Source organism: Arthrobacter sp. P4_H3, from assembly GCF_056400885.1.
Map to the genome: position 1 here is coordinate 258,121 of NZ_JBFUKK010000004.1, position 19,228 is coordinate 277,348.

A 19,228-nucleotide genomic window follows, 5' to 3' on the forward strand; every position below is an offset into this window, starting at 1 on the left:
GGTGCGCGGCGATGGACCCTGCCGTTGGACCTTGGCGGCGCCTGGATCCGGGCTGGACCCGGCCTTGCCGCGGGCTGGGCGGGGCGGCGGCATCAGGCCGCCAAGGGCCAGGCGATTAAATCTGTCCGGAACATCTCGATTCCGCAGCCGCACTCCGGTATGTTTCTCCCATCACTGGATGTATGGCCTCACGCCCACGTTGCGCCGACGTGGACGGATACTTCCAGTCCGTGGGACCGGTCACGCCAACGGTCCGACAACCTAGGAGGCAGTACGTCATGACTTACCCGCATGTGGGCCCCCGCACTCAAAGCAGAAATCCGGCCGCACACCTCGCCGCCGCCGTCGCTTTGGGAATCTCCCTCCTGACCGGCCAGGGTCTGGCGGCCCCGGCCTGGGCAGCCGCAGACACCGCCGACCCTGCGGCCCCCGCGTCGCAGACGGATCCGCCGGGACTTGAGGACGGTTCGCCGGTTGACGATCAACCGTCCCTGGACGGCGGCCGCTACATTGTGATGCTGAAGGACAAGCCCCTGGCTGCCTACACCGGCGGAGTCGACGGAATCCCGGGGACCGCCGTGTCCAACGGCAGGAAGCTCGACGCCGGCAGCGCTGAGTCCCAGCGCTACGCAGCGCACCTTGAGTCACAGCAGGCAAAGCTGGCCGCGGAAGAAGGCGTGGCCATCGACGACAGTTACACCCTCGCGGTGAACGGCTTCAGTGCGGAGCTGTCCGCGGAACAGGCAAATGCGTTGAGCAAGGACGGAAACGTCCTCGCTGTCGTTAAGGACAGCCTCTACAAAATTGATTACTCAAGCACTGAATTCCTGGGTCTGCCCGGTCCCAACGGAGTTTGGGCCGAACATTTCGGCGGCGACGCCAACGCCGGCAAGGGAACGGTGGTGGGGGTGCTTGATACGGGCTACACCCCGGTCAATCCCTACTTCGCCGGCGGACAGGTGAAGCCGCTCTCGGGAGGCCCGCAGGTTGGCGAACCGTATCTGTCGGCAACGAACCAGATCACCATGCTGAAGGCGGACGGGAGCACGTTCGCAGGGGTCTGCGAGGCAGGCGTTCAATTCGCCGGAACGGAGTGCAACAGCAAGGTCATCGGCGCCCGCTACTATGACGAAGCCTTCAAGGCAACCGTTCCCCCGGGCCTGCGTTCGCCGAAGGAATCGTACTCGCCGCTGGACATCAACAACCATGGCTCGCATACAGCCAGCACGGCGGCAGGTAACAGCAATGTCAGCCAGGCTGTTGGTGGCCGTGATTTCGGCAAGGGATCGGGTGTGGCCCCGGCTGCAAAACTCGCCATCTACAAAATCTGCTGGGAGGGCATCAGCCCGGCAACCACTGGCTGCTTCGGTTCCAGCAGTGTGGAGGCCATTGAGGACGCCATCAGGGACGGCGTCGACGTCCTGAGCTATTCCATCTCCGGCACCAACAACTCCACCGTTGACCCGGTATCCATCGCCTTCCTGAACGCCGCGGCCGCCGGGATATTCGTGGCCGCCTCGGCCGGAAACTCGGGACCCGTGGCCAGTACCGTGAACCATGCCGCTCCGTGGATGACCAGTGTGGCTGCATCGACCCACAGCAGCAGCCTCCGCGGCACGGTGGAGTTGTCCAGCGGAGACAAATTCGCCGGCGCCAGCATCATGGCGACTGAAGTCACGGACGCGCCCATTGCGCTCGCCGTCAGTGTGAAGCTGGCCGCTGCCCCCGACGCCAATGCGGCCCTATGCGCTCCGGGCACACTGGACCCGGCCAAGACCGCGGGCAAGATCGTGATCTGTGACCGCGGCGTGGTGGACCGGACGGCCAAGAGCCTGTCCGTGGCACAGGCAGGCGGCGTTGGAATGGTCCTGGTCAACCTGACGCCCAACTCGCTGGACGTGGACCTGCACAGTGTTCCGACGGTCCACCTTGACGACCCCGCCATCAAAGACGTGGTTGCAGCTGACGCGGCGTTGACGGCGAGCCTGGTATCAACCGATACCACCGGCCTGGACCCGCCGCCAGTACCGCAAATCGCAGGCTTCTCATCCCGCGGACCTACGCTGGCAGCCAACAGCGACCTCCTGAAACCGGATATTGCGGCTCCCGGAGTAGGCGTCCTGGCTGCTGTCTCGCCCATCGGCTCCAACGGCCAGAACTTCGGCTTCCTTTCAGGAACATCCATGGCCGCGCCGCAGATCGCCGGGCTCGGGGCCCTGCTGCTGGGCAAGAACCCCCTGTGGTCCCCGGCTGCGGTGAAATCAGCGATGATGACCACGGCTTACGATCTGGTGGACGCTGAAGGAACCCCCGTTCACGACGTCTTCGCGCAGGGCGCCGGGCAGGTCGATCCTGCCCGGATGGCATCACCCGGACTGGTGTACGACGCCGGCCCGAACGACTGGCTCGGATTCCTGCAGGGGCTTGGGTATCAGCTGGGTGTTGCCCCGGTGGCCACCAAGGACGTCAATCTGCCGTCGATCGCCATCGGCGGGCTCACCGGCACCCAAACGGTGACGCGGACGGTGACTGCATTGACTGCCGGAACCTACCGTGCCGACGTCGACCTTCCGGGAGTAGCTGCCGAAGTGACGCCGGACGTGCTGACCCTTGGAGAAGGCGAGAAGGCCACCTTCACGGTGCAGTTCACCAACTCCGGTGCCACCCTGGACGCATTCGTCGGCGGATCACTCACCTGGACTTCGGATGCGGCCACTGTCCGCTCGCCGGTGGCCATCCGGTCCGTGACCGCAGTGGCGCCGGCTGTCGTCAATGCCGCTTCCGCCGGCGGAAGCGGCAGCGCCGTCATTCCGGTGACCTCCGGCAGTCCCGAACCGATCGAGTTGGCGGTAAGGGGGCTTGCCAAGGCTAATTCGACGGCGATCAGCCTGGTTCCCGGCCCGTACACCGGGGTCAAGGACGGTGCCAACGACGTTCAGGTCGTCAACGTCCCGGCAGGTTCTTCCCTCGCCAGGTTCGCGGTCATCTCAGCCAATCCCGCGGCGGACTTCGATCTGTACGTGGTCTCGCCGGCTGGTGTGCTGTACGCGGGGGCCACACCTGCAGCCAACGAGGCCGTCTCCGTCGCGGACCCGGTGGCAGGCGACTGGAAGGTGACCACCAACCTCTTTGCCAGCCCCGGCAACGCGGCGACGGCAGCTTCCGTCGAAGCGATGGTCCTAGCCGGCGACGCCGGAAACCTGACGGTCAGTCCCAACCCGCTCGCCATTGAAAACGGCGCCACTGGCGAGCTCACGGCCAGCTGGGCCGGCCTTGAGGCAGGCAACTGGGTGGGCGTGATCCGCTTCGGTACGGGTCCCTCGACGCAGCTTAACGTCACTGTGACGGCACCGTAATCGGCGGATGCGCGGGCTTCGAAGCTGACGGGACTCCGGGCTAGGTGCCAGATTGGGCGCCGGGCTGGGCGCCAGTAGCGCCCAGCCCGGCCGCATCACGTTCGGCTGCGGTTTTGGTGGCTGCAATCAGGTCCATCATTGCCTGGTGCAAGTGGCCTACCTCATCGCGGGTCAGGCCCAGCCGCTCCATCATGGTTCCGGGGACCGCCGTCGCCTGTTGCCGGAGGGCTGCGCCGCTCGGGGTGAGTCCGACGGCCAGTGCGCGTTCGTTGCCGGCGGCGCGGCCACGCGTGATGTAGCCGGCCGTTTCAAGGCGGCGCAAGAGCGGCGAAATGGTGGCGGGCTCCTGGGCCAGGGCGTCGCTGATATCGCGGACCGAGCGCGGGCTGGACTCCCACAGGCAGAGCATCACGAGGTACTGCGGGTGGGTCAGCCCCAGCCTGTCCAGCACCGGTTTGTAAGCGCCCACGACGCTCCGGGACGCTACGGTCAGTGCGAAGCAGAGCTGATGCTCCAGCAGGAGGTCTTCGTCAGACGCTTCGATGGCCGCGGCCAAGCGCTGGTTCATCGGGTTTCACCTCAATCGTTAGTGGGCTAATGATTAGCGTACACTGGATTGGACTCGACCGTTCTGAAAGGGATTCCGCAATGGCCAACAAGGAAAATGCAGCCCAAAGGTTCATGCGCGCCACAGGCAGGCTCCGGGCCATTTTCGGGCCCGCGAACCGCAGCGCGCTGGGCCACGAGATGACCGACGAGAACAAGGCCCTCCTTGCCCGCCGCGAAGAGGAGTCGCAGCAGTGGGAAACGATTCGCAGGCCGGACGGCAGCACGTATGTGGTGCCCCGGAACCCGGACGACAAGTCCCTTCGCTGAGCCGTTTCAGGCTCCTCATCCCGGGGCCTTTTTGCGTCCGCGGGCGTAAAATATGGGCACACGCACCAACCGGCCAACGCATCACTGCTTGACCCGAGCAAGGGAAAGGGGGTGGGGATCGTGGCAAAGGCGATTCAGCGGTTTATGAGCAAGACCGACAAGCTGCGGTTCTTCTTCGGACCAGCAACGCGGGGTGATACTGCGGCACCTGTTGTTCATAAGCACGACGATTTTGAGGCTGCTTCCGAAGAAGACCTGGCCCACTTCGAAGTAGAGACAGATTCCGAGGGCCACCACTACGCGGTCCGCAAGGAAGACATCACGTAGCCCGCGGATGGAACTGCACACAAAAGAACTGCATAAAAAAGAACGGCACAGCGGTCCTGCCGCTGTGCCGTTCTTCTGCGGTGGGAGCTAAGGCCTTAGCGGCCGGTGCCGCCGTACACCGTTGCTTCGTCTTCGCTGTCCAGGCCGAATGCCTTGTGGATGGCCCGGACCGCGTCGTCGAGCAGGTCCGCGTGCGTCACCACGGAGATGCGGATTTCCGAGGTCGAGATCATATTGATGTTGATCCCGGCATCGGACAGGGCTTTGAAGAACGTGGCCGAAACACCGGGGTGTGAACGCATGCCGGCGCCGATCAGGGAGAGCTTGCCGATCTGCTCGTTGTATTCGATGCTTTCGAAGCCGATTTCCGGCTGGGCGGCACGGAGGGCAGTGAGCGCGTCAGCACCTTCCACGATGGGAAGCGTGAAGGAGATATCCGTCCGGCCCGTGCCGTGCGTGGAGACGTTCTGGACGATCATGTCGATGTTGGAGTGTGCGTCGGCGATCACCTGGAAGATCGCGGCGGCCTTGCCCGGAATGTCGGGGACTCCCACCACGGTGACCTTGGCTTCGGAACGGTCGTGTGCAACGCCGGAGATGATTGGCTGCTCCAAGGCAACTCCCTCTTGGGTCGTGATCTTGTCGTCGGCTCCGGGCATGACCCAGGTGCCTTCGTTCTGGCTGAATGAGGAACGCACGTGCAGCGGCACGCCGAAGCGCCGCGCATATTCCACGCAGCGCAGGTGCAGGATCTTGGCGCCGGAAGCGGCCAGTTCCAGCATTTCTTCGCTGGAGATACGGTCGATCTTCTGGGCGGAGGCGACCACCCGGGGATCCGCGGTGTAGATACCGTCCACGTCCGTGTAGATTTCGCAGACGTCGGCGTCCAGGGCTGCGGCCAGGGCCACTGCCGTGGTGTCGGAGCCGCCGCGCCCCAGGGTGGTGATCTCGTTGGTGGTGCGGCTCATCCCCTGGAAGCCGGCCACGATGGCGATATGCCCTTTGTCCAGGGCGGTGCGGATCCGGTGCGGGTCGACGTCGATGATGCGTGCCTTGCCGTGGATGCCGTCGGTGATCATGCCTGCCTGTGATCCGGTGAAGGACTGGGCCGAGGCGCCGAGCTTGTTGATGGCCATGGCCACGAGGGCCATGGAGATGCGCTCACCGGCGGAGAGGAGCATGTCCATTTCGCGTGCAGGGGCTGAATCGGTGACCTGCGCGGCAAGGTCCAGGAGTTCGTCGGTGGTGTCGCCCATGGCGGAGACCACCACAACTACTTCGTTGCCGGCCTTCTGCGCATCAACCACACGCTTTGCCACCCGTTTGATGCCGTCCGCGTCAGAAACCGAGGAGCCGCCGAACTTCTGCACAATGAGCTGCTTGGTGCGGCCAACGGCGATCGGCACCACATGCGGCTGATTTTCGGTCTTCACTTCGGTAGTGGGCATACTCATGCGCGCACCCTCACTGGATCAAATCGGGGTTCCGGGGCCAAGCAACCTAACGGCGCGACGGCGTAACTGATGTGCCCAGTTTATCGCCGGGAGCCGCGCGGCGTTGAATTGTGACCGTATGGTGGCCCGGCGCTCCACCCCGCCCGGTCCAGGCGGTAGCGCCAGGAAGCCAGCGCCTTGCCGTGGGTGTCCTGGGTGGCGGTGAAGTAACGATCCCGGACGAAGCCGAGGCGTTCGAGGAGGCGCCGTGAGGCGGTGTTGGGCTCGTAGACGCCGGCGTAAATGGCGTCGGTGCCGCCGTCGGTGAAGAGCCAGCGGACCAGCGCCGCGGCGGCTTCGCTGCCGTAGCCTTTGCCGTGGTGGTCCGGGTGGAGGAGGTAGCCGAGGCTGGCATAGCGGGCGGGCAGGCTGCCCGGCAGCGGCGGTTCCGGTGTGTTCCACGTGCGGCCGTCGCCGATCACCGCACCCGTTGACCGGAGCACCACGGCCCAGCCGATATGGAACCAGTCGGCTGTGGAGCGTTCCGCCCGGGTCAGCAAATCGGCGAGGAGGAGATCGGTCTGTGCGGCGCTCAGTGGCTGGTGCGACAAATAGCGGACTGCATCGGGATGACCCCGGAGTCCGCGCAGGGCGACGGCGTCGGATTGCGTCAGGGGGCGCAGTTCCAGGCGTTCCGTGACGAGGGAGGGGAGCGGTTGCATGGGGCTGCTGCCGTTGGTGGCCGGGTCAGCTCAGCGCGTTACGGCGGCCCTCGAACGCCCGCCCCAGGGTGACCTCGTCCGCGTATTCCAGGTCGCCGCCCACCGGCAGGCCGGAGGCAAGCCTGGTGACCGCGATGCCGATCGACTTCAGCATCCTGGCCAGGTACGTGGCTGTGGCCTCTCCCTCAAGATTGGGGTCGGTGGCGATGATGATCTCCTGGATGGCGCCGTCATTGAGCCGCGTCAGGAGCTCCCTGATCCGCAACTGTTCCGGCCCGACACCGGCGATGGGATTGATGGCGCCGCCGAGGACGTGGTAGCGGCCCCGGAAGGATCGGGTGCGCTCAACAGCCAGGACGTCCTTGGATTCCTCCACAACGCAGATGACAGACGGATCGCGGCGCGGGTCGCGGCAGATGTTGCACAGCTCCTGCTCCGTGACGTTGCCGCAAACGGTGCAGAATTTCACGCGTTCCTTGACGGTGGTGATGGCGTCGACAAGCCGCTTCATATCCTGCGGGTCCGCTTCGAGGATGTGGAATGCCAGCCGTTGGGCGGACTTAGGCCCCACGCCGGGAAGGCGGCCAAGTTCGTCGATCAGCTCTTGAACTGCACCTTCGTACACAATGTCCTCGTTCGTTAACTCGTTTGTTTGAATCGCAGGTTGGCGGGCGGTGGCCCTTCGGCGTCCGTTCGCTGAAGGCGACCGGCGTCAGGCCGTGCGGTCGGATCCGCCCAAAAGGACGCACCCGCCCGGCGGCGGGCTAGAAACGGGGCGGCAGCGGGCTTCCGTCCAGCGACCGTTCCTCCACCAGCTTTCCGCCCAGAATACGCTCGACGGCGGCGCGTCCAAAGACGCCCGATTCCTCGATCGTTTCGTCATCCGCACTGGGGATGTCCTGGACGTAGGTCTTGGTGGCCTCCGCCTGGCGCGCAGGGGCTTTGGCCCGGCCGGCTTCGGCCTCCGGGCTGTTGGAGAGCCGCTGGTACAGGCTCTGCTTCACCGCAGCGCCGGGGGCGGATGCCGGGGCGGGAGCTGCCTGCGCAGGGGATGCGTACGCCGCCGGTGCAGGTGCAGGTGCAGCTGCGACGCTGCGGACATCGGGGCCGGACATCGTAGCTGAGGGATCGGCCGCCGCTGCGGGACCATACTGTGCGGACGGTGCCCAGCCCGCAGAGGAACTGCCCGCACCGGAGAGTGCCCCGACCGGCTGCCGGATCTCTGCCGGGTGCGGGGCTTCGGCGGGCTGGAGCGGCGGCGTGTCCTGCGGCACCTCGACGGCCCGGGGGAGCTGGGCTGCGGCAGGCTCGTAGTGGGGGGTCGGGGGTTCCGGCTCAGCTGGCTGCCCGGCCATGTCCGGGTTTTCCACGGACTTGCCCACGTTCGACTCAGCACCCACGGTCCAGACTCCGGGCGCCTCTTCCATGGCGCGGGCCCACGGATCCTCGGTGGTCGCAGTGCTTGGCCCGCCCGCTGAAGTGCCGCCCACGGATGACTTCTTGGCCGGTAGCTGGCTTGAGTGCTGGCCGTCCTGGGCCGGACGCGCAGGTGTGCCCGCCGACGCAGGGCCGGGCTGGGCCGGACGCGACTGCGCCGGAGCGGACGGCGCCCAGTCCATGGGCGGTTCTTCCTCCATCGGAGGGGCATCTTCGTCCAGGGGCGGACCCCAGTCGTCGTCGGGGTAACTGTAGGAACCGGAAACGTCGTCTTGCGACGATGGCGCAGCCGGGGCAGGCCGCACATCGGGGTTTGCGGCGCCGGAAGCCACGGCGGTGCCAGCATCGACGGCCGATCCTGCGCCGGCCGCGGTGGGGCGGACAGGTGCTGAGCCCGTGCCCGGTTGGGGGGAAGTGGCATCGGCGGAAGGCGCGGGTGCAGGCGTCCGGACGGGAGCAGCGTCCGCTCCTGTAGCCGCAGGGGCAAGGCCCCAGGCAACGTCAGCCGACGTCGCCTGGGTTTCCCTGCCGGCGGGTGCTTTTTGGGTCGCCGAAGTGTCCCGGCTAGCGGGTGCTTTTGGGTTTGGCTCAGAGCTCGCTGAGCTGCTGGCGCCGCCGGAGACCGCGTTGATCTGGCAGTCGATGCCCACGGTTTTGTGGATTGCCTGGCGGAGATTTTCCGAGTGGTCTGCCCGTCCGAAGGCGCCGGCGAGTCCGGAGGTGGTGAAGGCCAGAGTCAGCACGTGACCGTCGAACTGGCCCACCTGGGCATTCGGTTCCACGAGGGCCCAGGTGCTGCGTTTGATCTTGCTCAGGGTCTGCAGGATGTCGGGCCAGGCACGGCGAAGGACCTCGACGTCGCCGCCAGGACCGGCAGCCGGAACCGGACTGTCCGCCGTCGGCTGCCTTGCTTCGGTTCTCACCGGGTCCGGCTGGGCCGCCGCAGGCTGCGCCGACCGCTCGGATGGTGCCGGTGCCGCCGCAGGCTGCGCGGGGACCGGCGTCGCCGCCGCAGGCTGCTGAGCAGCCGGACGGGAGGGGACTTGGCCGGACATGCCGCGATTTGCTGTTGCCGACTCGTCAACGGGCCAGTCGGCCGTGGAGACACGGGGCGGGGTGAGGGATTCCCGGGCAGGCGCCTCGCTGCGGGCTGCCGCGGGCTGGGCATCTGCCACGGGAGCAGGTGCCGGTGCTGCGGCAGGCGGGGCAGCCACAGGTGCAGAAACGGGCGCGGAAGCAGGCGCGGGAACCGCTGACGGCTGGGCCACTGGCGGCCCAGCTACCGTCGTGGGTGCGGGTGCGGGTGCGGGTGCGGGTGCGGGTGCAGGTGTTGGGCCGGAAGCCGCGGCCGGAGCCCCGACGTCGTTGCCGCCGTAGTTCAGGCGGCGCTCAACACGGTCGATCCGAGCGGCGATACCGCGTTCAGTCTGCTCGGAGCTGGGGAGGAGGATACGGGCGCACAGCAGCTCAAGGTGAAGCCGTGGCGACGTTGCCCCCGTCATCTCCGTGAGGGCGGTGTTGGTGACGTCTGCGGCGCGGGAGAGCTCGGCTGCGCCAAGGTTGTGCGCCTGGTTCTGCAGGCGCGCTATCTGGTCGGCCGGCATGCCGCGCAGGATCGACTGGGCGCTTTCAGGCATGGCCTGGACGATGATGAGGTCGCGGAAGCGTTCCAGGAGATCCTCGACGAAGCGGCGGGGATCGTGGCCGGTCTGGATGACGCGGTCCACTGCGCGGAAGACGGTAGCGGCGTCCGAGGCGGCCACGGCTTCGACGACGTCGTCCAGCAGGGATGCGTGGGTGTAGCCGAGGAGGGCCACGGCAAGTTCGTAGTCCAGCCCGTTGGGGCCGGCACCGGCCATCAGCTGGTCCAGGACGGAGAGCGAGTCCCGCACCGAACCGCCACCGGCCCGGATGACCAGGGACAGCACTCCTGGGGCCACAGGAACGTCTTCCTGGTTACAGAGCAGTTCAAGGTACGCCATGAGGGGCTCGGGCGGTACCAAGCGGAACGGATAGTGGTGGGTCCGCGAGCGGATGGTGCCGATCACCTTGTCCGGCTCCGTGGTGGCGAAGATGAACTTGATGTGTTCCGGCGGCTCTTCCACGATCTTGAGCAACGCGTTGAAGCCGGCAGAGGTGACCATGTGGGCTTCGTCGATGATGAAGATCTTGTAGCGGTCCCGAACGGGGGCGTACGTGGCGCGTTCGCGCAGGTCGCGGGCGTCGTCGACGCCACCGTGGCTCGCGGCGTCGATCTCGATCACGTCAAGGGAACCCGAGCCGCCGCGCGCCAGTTCAACGCAGCTGGGGCACTTACCGCAGGGAGTGTCCGTGGGGCCTTCGGCGCAGTTCAGGCAGCGGGCCAGGATGCGGGCCGAGGTGGTCTTTCCGCAGCCGCGCGGACCGGAAAACAGGTAGGCGTGGTTGACGCGGTTCTTTCGCAGCGCCGTCATCAGCGGCTCCGTGACATGTTCCTGCCCGATAACGTCAGCAAACGAGTCCGGACGGTATCTGCGATAAAGGGCGGTTGTAACACTCACAGAGAAAACCCTACCAATCCGGGCTGACAGTTTGCCGCCCTGTGGGGGAATAGTAAAGACCCCCCATGCACCCGCCAGAGCCCATTTACCCTTGCTACCTTCCGGTCCTGGGGGAGTTCAACAGGATGACGCCACATGAGGGGCCGTCAATGAGTTTACCCGATGATTTCGTGTGCCCCGAACCGGCTGCGGACGCCCTGTGTTCAGTCAGGAGCGGTGCCCGTTCACTTCCCAGCTCATCAGCGCCGGTTCCTCATACGGATGGGCGGAACGCAGGGCAAGGACCACCGCATCGAGCAGTTCTGCCTCCACGACGCATTCGATCCTTACTTCCGGCACCTGCTCGCCTTGGCCCGCTGCTCCGATGAAAGGACGGGACCCGGTGAGGGGCGTGAACCGGCCGGTGCCCGGTGCGGTGAACGCGCAGTGCGAATAGTTGCCGATCCGTCCCGCGCCGGCATCGCCCAACGCAGTAAGGACCGCCTCGGCGTGATCGGCGGGAACGTAGGTCACCAGGGCGTGGAGCTGCGTCATACGCCCATCCTCCCAGTAACTGAAAGAACGGATAGCAGCACAACTAGGTAACGGTCCGCGGATATTCAAGTAGCAACCCTTGCTTATCATCGGCACAAGGCGGACCATTGATATGTACACCGATTGGGGCAATCTCAACTTGAGCTCAAGGTTGTGAGCTGCAGGGCCTGGCGCGAGGGCCGGACCCGGCAGCTCAACGGTGTTCCGGAGGAGTGGGCGCATTGGGGGCGTCCATTTTGACGTTAAGGGCACTTTTCGTGGGCACTCTCCTGGCGTGGCTCACGGGCGCGCCAGTCCGCGGAACCCGTGCCCGCGGGCGGCCGCTGAATGCGTTGGCGTAACGCGCAATCAGGCCCAATTGGGTGATGCCGAAAAGTTCAGGTATTCTAGTATCTGCTTTTGATTCAGAAGCTACTGGAGAATTCGCCTAGCGGCCTATGGCGCACGCCTGGAACGCGTGTTGGGTTAACGCCCTCGGGGGTTCAAATCCCCCATTCTCCGCGTTTGGCCCCGGTCCTCGGACCGGGGCCTTTTTGCGTTCCGAGCCCGTCTAGGCTTCAAACCCCAAACGGCGAAGGCGGCGCCTCGCGGCCAGTTCACTCTGCCCAACCCTGCCCAGGGCCACATGGACGACGGCGAGAGCCACTTTGGTGCCGAGCCGCACCGGAAGCGGAAAGGGCCCCAGCTGCGGCGTCCGGAGTCCCAGCATGTCCCGGTACTTCGGTTCGAGGCTGGAAACAGCGGCGGCAAACAGCATCCTGTAGCCGCGGCGCAGCGAAGGATGAAGCGGCGGGTTGCGGATGAACGACACCATCTCGGCGACCCTCTCATCGGAGCGGAGCTCGCCGTCGTCGTACCAGCTGTCCAGCTGTTGCCGCATCTCCGTTTCGCTGAGCGGGGGTGAATCCACTCCCATCAGCCGGCCTGCCTGTGCCCACTCGCGGACGTAGGCATCCGGTCCGCCAGGGATGGGCGGGCCCCAGATCTTGTGGGCGGAGAGGAATGCGTCCGTAAACGCGATGTGCACCCATCGGAGCAGTTCGGGGTCGTTGGCTGAGTAGCTCCGGGCGACGCCATGGCCGTCCACATATTCGCCGCGCACCGACTCATGCAGCCGCAGTACCCAGTCGGACGCCTCACGCGCCGCGGCCGTGGAGCCGTAGGACACGGTGAAGATCCACCGGATGGTTCCGGCAAGCCGTCCCAAGGGATCTTCGCGGAACCTCGAGTGATCATAGACGCCGGCGAGGGCGCCCGGGTGCAGGGCCTGCATCAGGAGCGCGCGGATGCCAGCCACGATGGTTGCCATCGACCCATGGACGGCCCAGACGGCGGACCCCGGAAGGTGATATCCGGCGTCGTCGCCCTCTTCCAGCCGGGGAACCCAGCCAGGCACTGCGTCCCTGGATCCGGTAAGAGTTTGCTTGAGTTCTGCCTGCCAATCCCTGAGGACATTGCGCATGCTTTATTCTCGCGCACGCGGCCGGGAACGGAACTGCGGGCGGGTCCGCGACGCCCGGGAGCTGTGAGCAGGCTGGGAATTCCGGCCCGCAACGCCGGAATTCCGCGGGAGCGCCCGAACGGGATCAGCGTTAGGGGTTCCCAGAGGTAACGGGGCTGTGGTCCCATAGGAAACGTAAGTCCGTCGAGATTGGGGTCTGGCGGGCCTATCGCAGGAGTCAGCACGTGGGAAATCACTGGGGATATGGGCACGAGGAACATCCCGCCAGGCCTTGCCTAGCCGCTGCGCGGCTACTCGGCGTCTGCGCGGTCTCGACGCTTGGCGTGATCGCTTTTGGCCTCCAGGGACCTGCTTCAGCGCCGCCGGCCGTGGTCGCGTCAGCCTCTGAACAGGCCGCAATGGGCGGTCCGGCAATGGCATCTTCCTGGCCCAGCGCTTTCATGAAACCACTGGGCATTGCCCCCGAAAGCATCTCTGCGAATGCCAATGCCCTGCTCTCCTTCAGCCGCAGTGACATCCGGACCACTTCCCGGAGCGGCAAGCACGAACTGAACGTTGCCTCCGACGAACTCAGGCGCCCCCCGGCCGGCTCGCTGATGGCGCCCCTCGAAGTGCTGAACGAAACTTCGGGCTTCGGCCTCCGGGTCAGCCCGTTGACCGGCACCGCGGGGGAGTTCCATTGGGGCCAGGACTTCGCGGCCGCGTGCGGCACAAGGGTCTACGCGGCCGACGCCGGCGTGGTCAGGGCCGTCGGCTGGCACCCCTGGGGCGGCGGCAACCGCGTGGAAATCGACCACGGCAACGGGCTGATCACCACGTACAACCACCTGGAAGGCATCGCCGTCAAGAAGGGGGACTCCGTCCAGGTGGGCGAAGTCATCGCGAAGGTTGGCACCACCGGTTCGTCCACGGGGTGCCATCTGCATTTCGAAACCATCCGCAACGGAGTCCATGCCAACCCGCTCGAGTGGAAGCTCCTGCCCATCAAACAGCTGGATCAGCTCGGGAACATCGACATGATCAGCTACGCGCCCGGTACGAATGCCCCCGCAGGAGACCCGACGTGGGCCATCCCCGTGTCTGCAGACAACTCGCATACGGTGGCGGGCGGGGAAACGGAGGCGCCCGTCGCGGGAACGCCGTCCGCGACGGCGACAGGGACGCCGTCGTCGACAGCGACTGCGACGCCGAGCGCTTCCGCTTCCCCGATAACACCGGGGAGCCCGACGGCGACCGCCACGCAGACGCCGACGCCAACGCCGACGCCAACGCCGACGGCGACCGCCACGCCGTCTGCGACGACAACACCTACGCCGCCGCAGACAGGGTCTGCCGCGCCGACCACGCCCACTGCGACGCAGACCCCCACTCCGACGTTCGCACCGACGGTCACCTCCACGGCGGAGCCAACCGCCGAGCCAACCGCCGGGCCAACACAGGAGCCGACCGTGTCGCCCGTGACGGAACCCACCGGGGATCCCGTACCGGAACCCACTGCCACGATGACTACCGAACCAGGCACCGCTCCTGAGCCCACTGACAGCCAGCCGGCACCGACCCCGACGGGCACGGCCACCCCCACGCCGTGACATAACGTCCGAAAAAAACTTTCGCGAGGGCACGAACCCGTACGCCTGGCCGTTGTCCATAAATGACAGCCATGACCCATTTCTAAGGAAGCCCTCCGTGAATTCCCTTTACGCCATTCCGCTGACACTCAACGACGGAACGGAGACCGATTTTGGCCGCTTCAAGGGGAACGTGGTGATGGTGGTCAATGTGGCCTCCCAATGCGGCTTTACGCCCCAGTACGCCGGCCTCGAACTGCTCTACGGGAAATTCCGGGACCAGGGTTTTGAGATCCTGGGCGTGCCCTGCAACCAGTTCGCCGGGCAGGAACCGGGAAATGACGCCGAGATCGCCGAATTCTGCCAGCGCAATTTCGGCGTGACCTTCCCGCTCACCGCCAAGGCGAATGTGCGCGGCAAGGACCAGCACCCGCTCTATGCCGAGCTCACCCGGTTCAAGAACGGCCCGCTGCCCGGCCTGGTCAAGTGGAACTTCGAGAAGTTCCTGGTCAACCGCGACGGCGCGGTAGTGGCGCGCTTCGCCCCCACGGTGGAGCCCGACTCACCGGAGGTCATTGCGGCCATTGAGGACGCCCTCGCCTGACGCGAAGGCCAACGATCCATCCAGAGGAAGAGCCCCGGCACATTGTGCCGGGGCTTTTTTGCTCCCGCGATGCAACCGGGAATACAGGTTCTGTTTATTAAGGCACTACAACCGTTGACTAGTGAGCAACTTCACAGTTAGAGTTGCGGCACCCCAACGGCCGCTTGACGGCTGAGTTTGAGATCCACCCGGCCAGTTCGGTGATGGACGGCGTTGCGCGAACCGCCGCCGTCGGTCCCGCAACGCTGATGAGGGATCAGGACCCCGCACCACGCCAGCCAATCCGGCGGCACGCCTTCCTTTGGCGTGCCGGGATGGCTGGCGCCAATGAGAGGCAGTTCCGCCATGAAAGATTTCCGTTCCCCAGTTCTTGACCGCAGACAAATCCTCAAGGCGGCGGCAATGGCGCCGTTTGCAGGCTTGGCATTGTCCGGCTGTGGGTCCAAGCCCACCGACAGCGCCGCGGCCAACAAGACCGTGACCGTCACTTCCTATGGCGGTTCGTACAATGACCAGCTGACCCAGACCATCCTTGACCCGTTCGCTAAGCAGACCGGGATCCAGCCCACGCTGTTGGCCAACACCAGCCTGGCCGCGCTCAAGGCGCAGGTTCAGTCGGGCGACGTGCAGTGGGACCTGGTGGAAATCACCGCTCCCGAGTACGAAACGGCCGTGGCCGAAGGCCTGCTGGAAAAGTTCGACTACGACATCATCAGCGACAAGGGACTGCCCGGGTACGCAAAGGCCGAATACGGCATCAAGTACCTGAGCTTCCTGTTTGTCATGGCCTGGGACCAGAACGTCATCCCTGATGCCAAGGCGCCAAAAGACTGGGCCCAGTTCTTCGATCAGGACATGTACAACACCAAGCGCTCGGTCTACAACCAACTTTCCGACAGCTCCGTCCTCGAGGCGGCGCTATTGGCGGATGGAGTCCCGGTCGACAAGATCTACCCGCTGGACGTGGACCGTGCCCTGCGCGTTCTTGGCCACCACCCGGGCAAGGACCGCCTGCTCTACCACGCAGCGAACCAGGAGCCCATCCAGCAGCTCACCTCCGGCGAGGTTTCGCTCTCCACCAGCTTCAACAACCGGATCAATGCCGCCCGCACTGACGGCGCCAAGCTGAACTTCGCGGCCGAGAATGCAGTGCTGGCCGGAGACTACTTTGTGGTGCCGAAGGGGGCGAAGAACAAGGAAGCGGCGTTCAAGCTGATGAACTTCATGTCCAACGATGCCGAGGCGGGAGCGGCCTTCGACAAGGTCACCAACCTGACGCTGGCCAACACGCCCGCCCTCTCCAAGTTGCCCAAGGAAATTGCCGACACGCTGCCCACCAGCCCGCGCCTCGCGGACAAGATCCTTGTCCGGGACGACAAGTGGTGGTCCCAGAACCTGAAGAAGACCGAGCAGCAGTTCAAGCTGTGGCAGGCCAGCTGAGATGAGCACCGCTACTCTGCCAAGGACCCGGCCCAAAGGCCGGGATAACCCGTCGCCCGCGGGAACGGCGCCGAAGCGCCGGCGAACCGGATGGTGGCTGCTGCTGGCACCGATCCTCGTTTTCGACGTCGTCCTGTTCCTGACGCCGCTTGGAAAGCTTGTGGCGTCCAGCTTCGCTGACAACGCCTACCAGCGGGTGCTGGAAGATCCGCTGGTGGTCCGCTCACTGGTGAACACGCTGACCATCAGCCTCGCATCCACCCTGGTCACCGTGGCCCTGGGCTACGTCATTGCGGTGGTGCTCTGCAACGCAGGCAACGTCACTCGCGTTGTCCTCTTCGCCGTCGTGCTGCTGCCCTTCTGGACCGGCATCCTGGTGAAGAACTTCGCCTGGGCCGTGCTGCTGCAGGACAACGGCATCATCAATGCCTTCCTGCAGGGCATAGGCCTGACCGACGCGCCGGTGGAACTCCTTCACAACCGGTTCGCCGTCATTGTGGGAATGGTCCACTGCCTCCTCCCGTATGCGGTGTTCCCGATCTTCTCGTCACTGATGTCAATCGACGACAGGCTTGGCCTGGCGGCGCGCTCCCTCGGGGCCACCGAGTCCTCCGTGTTCCGCAGGATCACGTTGCCGCTCAGCGCCCCCGGCGTCTCGGCCGCAGGCCTGCTGGTCTTCATCATCAGCACCGGTTTCTTCATTACGCCCGTGGTCATGGGCGGACCCGGCGACATGATGATCGCGAACCAGATTGACTACTACGCACGCCAACTGACGGACTTCTCCGGAGCCGCGGCCCTGGCTGTGGTCCTGACGGTCATGGTCAGCATCCTGGTGGCGGTTTACCAGCGCGTACTCAAAGCAGGAGGCCAACATGAAGACAACTAGCCCGCAGCACCGCCTGGTGGCGCTTCTTTCCCTGCCGATCTTCCTCTTTCTGGTGATCCCGACGGCGATCGTGGTGCCTGTGGCGCTCAACGACAGCCGTTACATCACCTTTCCGCCCGAAGGGCTGTCCTTCGCGGCGGTAGCGGGATTCTTTGCCGACAAGGCTTGGACCTCCGCCCTGACTGCCAGCCTCCAATCGGCCGGTATCGCCGTCGTCATCGGAGTCCTGCTTGGCGCCACCGCGGCCATCGGCATGCACGGGCGCAAGTTCACGGGCCAGCCCGCTGTGGTGGGGCTGATCCTGGCACCGATGATCGTGCCCACTGTGGTGCTGGCACTCGCGTTCTATCAGTTCTTCATAGCCATCGGGATGGTGGGCAGCATCCTGCCGATCGGCCTGGCCCATGCCGTGATTGCCACGCCCTACGTGTACCTGACCACCCGGGCGAGCCTGGCCGGGCTGAACCCGGCCCTGGTGCGGTCAGCGCAGAGCCTCGGCGCCGGCCCGCTGTCCGTGCTTCGGCACGTGTATTTGCCGATCATCCTACCCGGACTGATTTCCGGGGCACTGTTCGCGTTCTCGGTGTCGATTGACGAGACCGTGATGTCCCTGTTCATGCAGTCGCCGGCCGCCACCACCCTCCCCGTGAAGATGTTCACGGACATCCAGTTCAACCTGACCCCCAAGATCGCGGTCTCATCCGCACTGCTGGTCAGCGTGGCCACCTTCGGGCTCCTCCTCCAGGTCATGTTTGTCCTGAGGCGCCGCTCCACCGCCCGGATGCTGCCGCTGGCCGCACCCGCCCAAACCTAAAGGAAAAATCGATGAGCACATCAGTGATTTCCGCGCACCAGAAGCCCCAGGCCAAGCCGGCTCGCCAAGGCGCCATTGAACTCCGCCAGGTCCGCAAGAGCTACGGGGACGTCGTTGCCGTGGACCAGCTGGACCTGACCGTCCAGCCCGGGGAGTTCGTCACGCTGCTGGGTCCGAGCGGGTCCGGCAAAACCACCACCATGATGATGGTGGCGGGCTTCGAGGACCATACCTCCGGGTCCGTCCTCATCGACGGCAAGCCGGTGGACACCCTGCCGCCAAGGGACCGGAACCTGGGCGTGGTTTTTCAGAACTATGCGCTGTTCCCGCACATGAGTGCCCTGGAAAACGTGGAATTTGCCCTCCGCATGCGCAAAGTGCCCCGCACGGAACGGCGCCAGCGCGCCGTGGATGCCCTGGAAAGGGTAGGCCTGGGAAAAATGGGAGACCGTAAGCCCCGGCAGCTTTCCGGCGGGCAACAGCAGCGGGTGGCGCTGGCCCGGGCGCTGGTATTCAACCCTGCCGCCCTGCTGTTGGACGAGCCCATGGCCGCCCTGGACAAGCGGCTCCGGGAGCAGATGCAGGAGGAAATCAAGACACTGCAGAAGAGCCTCGGCATCTCCGTGCTGTTCGTGACACATGACCAGGACGAGGCGATGGCAATGTCCGACCGGATCGTGGTGATGAGGGACGGGAAGATTGTCCAGTCCGGGGCGCCGGAGGATGTGTACAACCATCCGCTCACGGACTGGGTGGCCAGCTTCCTCGGCGACACCAACCTGATTCCCTGCACCGTCGTAGAGCGCACCGGCGAGGAAGCCGTGGTGGATCTTGGCGGACTGGGCCGCGCCCGTGTTCGCGACCGCGGGGCAAAGGGGGAGAATTACGCCGTCTCCATCCGTCCCGAGCACCTCAAATTCAGCTCCGCAGCCGTGGCAGGCAACGGCTGCGCCGCAAAGCTGGTGACGTCCACGAACCTTGGCGCCACGGTGCGCCACCGGCTAATTGCCGCCGGCCACGACCTTCAGCTGCGTGAGCTGAGCTCAGACTCCGCCGCCCGTTTCGCGCCGGAGGACGAAGTATGGGTCCGCTGGGACGCGGACAAAGCCCAGCTCCTGGTCCTGGAGTCGTAGGCCGGACCGTCTGGAGCACGGCGGCGGAGCGGCCTGTCCGGGTCATTCGCCGCCGTGGTCCCGTCCGCCACCTGCATAGGCGGGACCTTGGTC

The 19,228-nt window shown here is 65.6% G+C and carries 16 protein-coding genes, 1 tRNA gene and 1 other RNA gene; 10 read left to right on the forward strand and 8 right to left on the reverse strand.

Annotated features, from left to right (window positions below; all coding sequences use genetic code 11):
* The first annotated feature begins 278 nt into the window (after positions 1 to 278).
* The gene (locus AC1DRE_RS07930; RefSeq protein WP_476984110.1) at positions 279 to 3,356 is read left to right on the forward strand and encodes a S8 family serine peptidase; all 3,078 of its coding nucleotides are present in this window, start codon (positions 279 to 281) and stop codon (positions 3,354 to 3,356) included.
* A gap of 40 nt (positions 3,357 to 3,396) precedes the next feature.
* On the opposite strand, the gene AC1DRE_RS07935 is transcribed toward AC1DRE_RS07930, so the two are convergent.
* Entirely contained in the window at positions 3,397 to 3,924 is a 528-nt protein-coding gene (locus AC1DRE_RS07935; protein WP_476984111.1) for a MarR family winged helix-turn-helix transcriptional regulator, read from the reverse strand.
* Positions 3,925 to 4,004: 80 nt separating this feature from the next.
* On the opposite strand from AC1DRE_RS07935, the gene AC1DRE_RS07940 reads away from it, so the two are divergent.
* Positions 4,005 to 4,232: a hypothetical protein gene (locus tag AC1DRE_RS07940; RefSeq protein WP_476984112.1), complete on the forward strand. Its 228-nt coding sequence runs from the start codon at positions 4,005 to 4,007 to the stop codon at positions 4,230 to 4,232.
* A 144-nt stretch (positions 4,233 to 4,376) separates the two neighbouring features.
* Complete coding sequence (locus tag AC1DRE_RS07945; protein WP_104174145.1) at positions 4,377 to 4,559, forward strand: hypothetical protein; 183 nt, start codon at positions 4,377 to 4,379, stop codon at positions 4,557 to 4,559.
* A gap of 95 nt (positions 4,560 to 4,654) precedes the next feature.
* Here the strand turns inward: AC1DRE_RS07945 and AC1DRE_RS07950 are convergent, their stop codons facing one another.
* The 6 genes from AC1DRE_RS07950 to AC1DRE_RS07975 form a co-directional block, all read right to left on the reverse strand.
* Positions 4,655 to 6,013 (reverse strand): aspartate kinase, encoded by a 1,359-nt coding sequence (locus AC1DRE_RS07950; protein WP_104174080.1) that lies wholly within the window; start codon positions 6,011 to 6,013, stop codon positions 4,655 to 4,657.
* 80 nt (positions 6,014 to 6,093) lie between these two features.
* Positions 6,094 to 6,714, reverse strand: a complete 621-nt coding sequence (locus AC1DRE_RS07955; RefSeq protein ID WP_476984113.1) for a GNAT family N-acetyltransferase — start codon at positions 6,712 to 6,714, stop codon at positions 6,094 to 6,096.
* A gap of 25 nt (positions 6,715 to 6,739) precedes the next feature.
* On the reverse strand, positions 6,740 to 7,339 hold the full coding sequence (gene recR, locus AC1DRE_RS07960) for a recombination mediator RecR (protein WP_104174078.1): 600 nt from the start codon (positions 7,337 to 7,339) through the stop codon (positions 6,740 to 6,742).
* A 139-nt stretch (positions 7,340 to 7,478) separates the two neighbouring features.
* The gene (locus AC1DRE_RS07965; RefSeq protein ID WP_476984114.1) at positions 7,479 to 10,691 is read right to left on the reverse strand and encodes a DNA polymerase III subunit gamma and tau; all 3,213 of its coding nucleotides are present in this window, start codon (positions 10,689 to 10,691) and stop codon (positions 7,479 to 7,481) included.
* Positions 10,692 to 10,742: 51 nt separating this feature from the next.
* Positions 10,743 to 10,839, reverse strand: an RNA gene (gene ffs, locus AC1DRE_RS07970) — signal recognition particle sRNA small type.
* 59 nt (positions 10,840 to 10,898) lie between these two features.
* Positions 10,899 to 11,225, reverse strand: coding sequence for a hypothetical protein (locus AC1DRE_RS07975; protein ID WP_476984115.1), 327 nt, complete (start codon positions 11,223 to 11,225; stop codon positions 10,899 to 10,901).
* A gap of 416 nt (positions 11,226 to 11,641) precedes the next feature.
* Between AC1DRE_RS07975 and AC1DRE_RS07980 the strand changes: the two genes are divergently transcribed.
* Positions 11,642 to 11,726, forward strand: a tRNA-Ser gene (locus tag AC1DRE_RS07980).
* A 49-nt stretch (positions 11,727 to 11,775) separates the two neighbouring features.
* On the opposite strand, the gene AC1DRE_RS07985 is transcribed toward AC1DRE_RS07980, so the two are convergent.
* Positions 11,776 to 12,687, reverse strand: a complete 912-nt coding sequence (locus tag AC1DRE_RS07985; protein ID WP_476984116.1) for an oxygenase MpaB family protein — start codon at positions 12,685 to 12,687, stop codon at positions 11,776 to 11,778.
* 413 nt (positions 12,688 to 13,100) lie between these two features.
* Here AC1DRE_RS07985 and AC1DRE_RS07990 point away from each other — a divergent pair, with 413 nt between their 5' ends.
* The 6 genes from AC1DRE_RS07990 to AC1DRE_RS08015 all read left to right on the forward strand — a co-directional run bounded on the left by AC1DRE_RS07990 (position 13,101) and on the right by AC1DRE_RS08015 (position 19,135).
* Positions 13,101 to 14,276: a peptidoglycan DD-metalloendopeptidase family protein gene (locus tag AC1DRE_RS07990; protein ID WP_476984117.1), complete on the forward strand. Its 1,176-nt coding sequence runs from the start codon at positions 13,101 to 13,103 to the stop codon at positions 14,274 to 14,276.
* Between the two features lie 97 nt (positions 14,277 to 14,373).
* Complete coding sequence (locus AC1DRE_RS07995; RefSeq protein ID WP_104174074.1) at positions 14,374 to 14,859, forward strand: glutathione peroxidase; 486 nt, start codon at positions 14,374 to 14,376, stop codon at positions 14,857 to 14,859.
* A gap of 402 nt (positions 14,860 to 15,261) precedes the next feature.
* On the forward strand, positions 15,262 to 16,299 hold the full coding sequence (locus tag AC1DRE_RS08000; protein WP_476984118.1) for an extracellular solute-binding protein: 1,038 nt from the start codon (positions 15,262 to 15,264) through the stop codon (positions 16,297 to 16,299).
* 1 nt (position 16,300) lies between these two features.
* Entirely contained in the window at positions 16,301 to 17,188 is an 888-nt protein-coding gene (locus tag AC1DRE_RS08005) for an ABC transporter permease (protein WP_476984119.1), read from the forward strand.
* Positions 17,175 to 18,002: an ABC transporter permease gene (locus AC1DRE_RS08010; RefSeq protein WP_476984120.1), complete on the forward strand. Its 828-nt coding sequence runs from the start codon at positions 17,175 to 17,177 to the stop codon at positions 18,000 to 18,002. The genes AC1DRE_RS08005 and AC1DRE_RS08010 overlap by 14 nt, the downstream gene beginning before the upstream one ends.
* 11 nt (positions 18,003 to 18,013) lie before the next feature.
* Complete coding sequence (locus AC1DRE_RS08015) at positions 18,014 to 19,135, forward strand: ABC transporter ATP-binding protein (RefSeq protein ID WP_476984121.1); 1,122 nt, start codon at positions 18,014 to 18,016, stop codon at positions 19,133 to 19,135.
* Positions 19,136 to 19,228 lie beyond the last annotated feature (93 nt).

What these genes read in the sequence shown, in the direction of transcription:
- AC1DRE_RS07930 (WP_476984110.1), top strand. Translation starts at nt 279, where the DNA reads ATGACTTACCCGCATGTGGGCCCCCGCACTCAAAGCAGAAATCCGGCC.
- AC1DRE_RS07935 (WP_476984111.1), bottom strand. Translation starts at nt 3,924, where the DNA reads ATGAACCAGCGCTTGGCCGCGGCCATCGAAGCGTCTGACGAAGACCTC.
- AC1DRE_RS07940 (WP_476984112.1), top strand. Translation starts at nt 4,005, where the DNA reads ATGGCCAACAAGGAAAATGCAGCCCAAAGGTTCATGCGCGCCACAGGC.
- AC1DRE_RS07945 (WP_104174145.1), top strand. Translation starts at nt 4,377, where the DNA reads ATGAGCAAGACCGACAAGCTGCGGTTCTTCTTCGGACCAGCAACGCGG.
- AC1DRE_RS07950 (WP_104174080.1), bottom strand. Translation starts at nt 6,013, where the DNA reads ATGAGTATGCCCACTACCGAAGTGAAGACCGAAAATCAGCCGCATGTG.
- AC1DRE_RS07955 (WP_476984113.1), bottom strand. Translation starts at nt 6,714, where the DNA reads ATGCAACCGCTCCCCTCCCTCGTCACGGAACGCCTGGAACTGCGCCCC.
- AC1DRE_RS07975 (WP_476984115.1), bottom strand. Translation starts at nt 11,225, where the DNA reads ATGACGCAGCTCCACGCCCTGGTGACCTACGTTCCCGCCGATCACGCC.
- AC1DRE_RS07985 (WP_476984116.1), bottom strand. Translation starts at nt 12,687, where the DNA reads ATGCGCAATGTCCTCAGGGATTGGCAGGCAGAACTCAAGCAAACTCTT.
- AC1DRE_RS07990 (WP_476984117.1), top strand. Translation starts at nt 13,101, where the DNA reads ATGGCATCTTCCTGGCCCAGCGCTTTCATGAAACCACTGGGCATTGCC.
- AC1DRE_RS08000 (WP_476984118.1), top strand. Translation starts at nt 15,262, where the DNA reads ATGGCGCCGTTTGCAGGCTTGGCATTGTCCGGCTGTGGGTCCAAGCCC.
- AC1DRE_RS08005 (WP_476984119.1), top strand. Translation starts at nt 16,301, where the DNA reads ATGAGCACCGCTACTCTGCCAAGGACCCGGCCCAAAGGCCGGGATAAC.
- AC1DRE_RS08010 (WP_476984120.1), top strand. Translation starts at nt 17,175, where the DNA reads ATGAAGACAACTAGCCCGCAGCACCGCCTGGTGGCGCTTCTTTCCCTG.
- AC1DRE_RS08015 (WP_476984121.1), top strand. Translation starts at nt 18,014, where the DNA reads ATGAGCACATCAGTGATTTCCGCGCACCAGAAGCCCCAGGCCAAGCCG.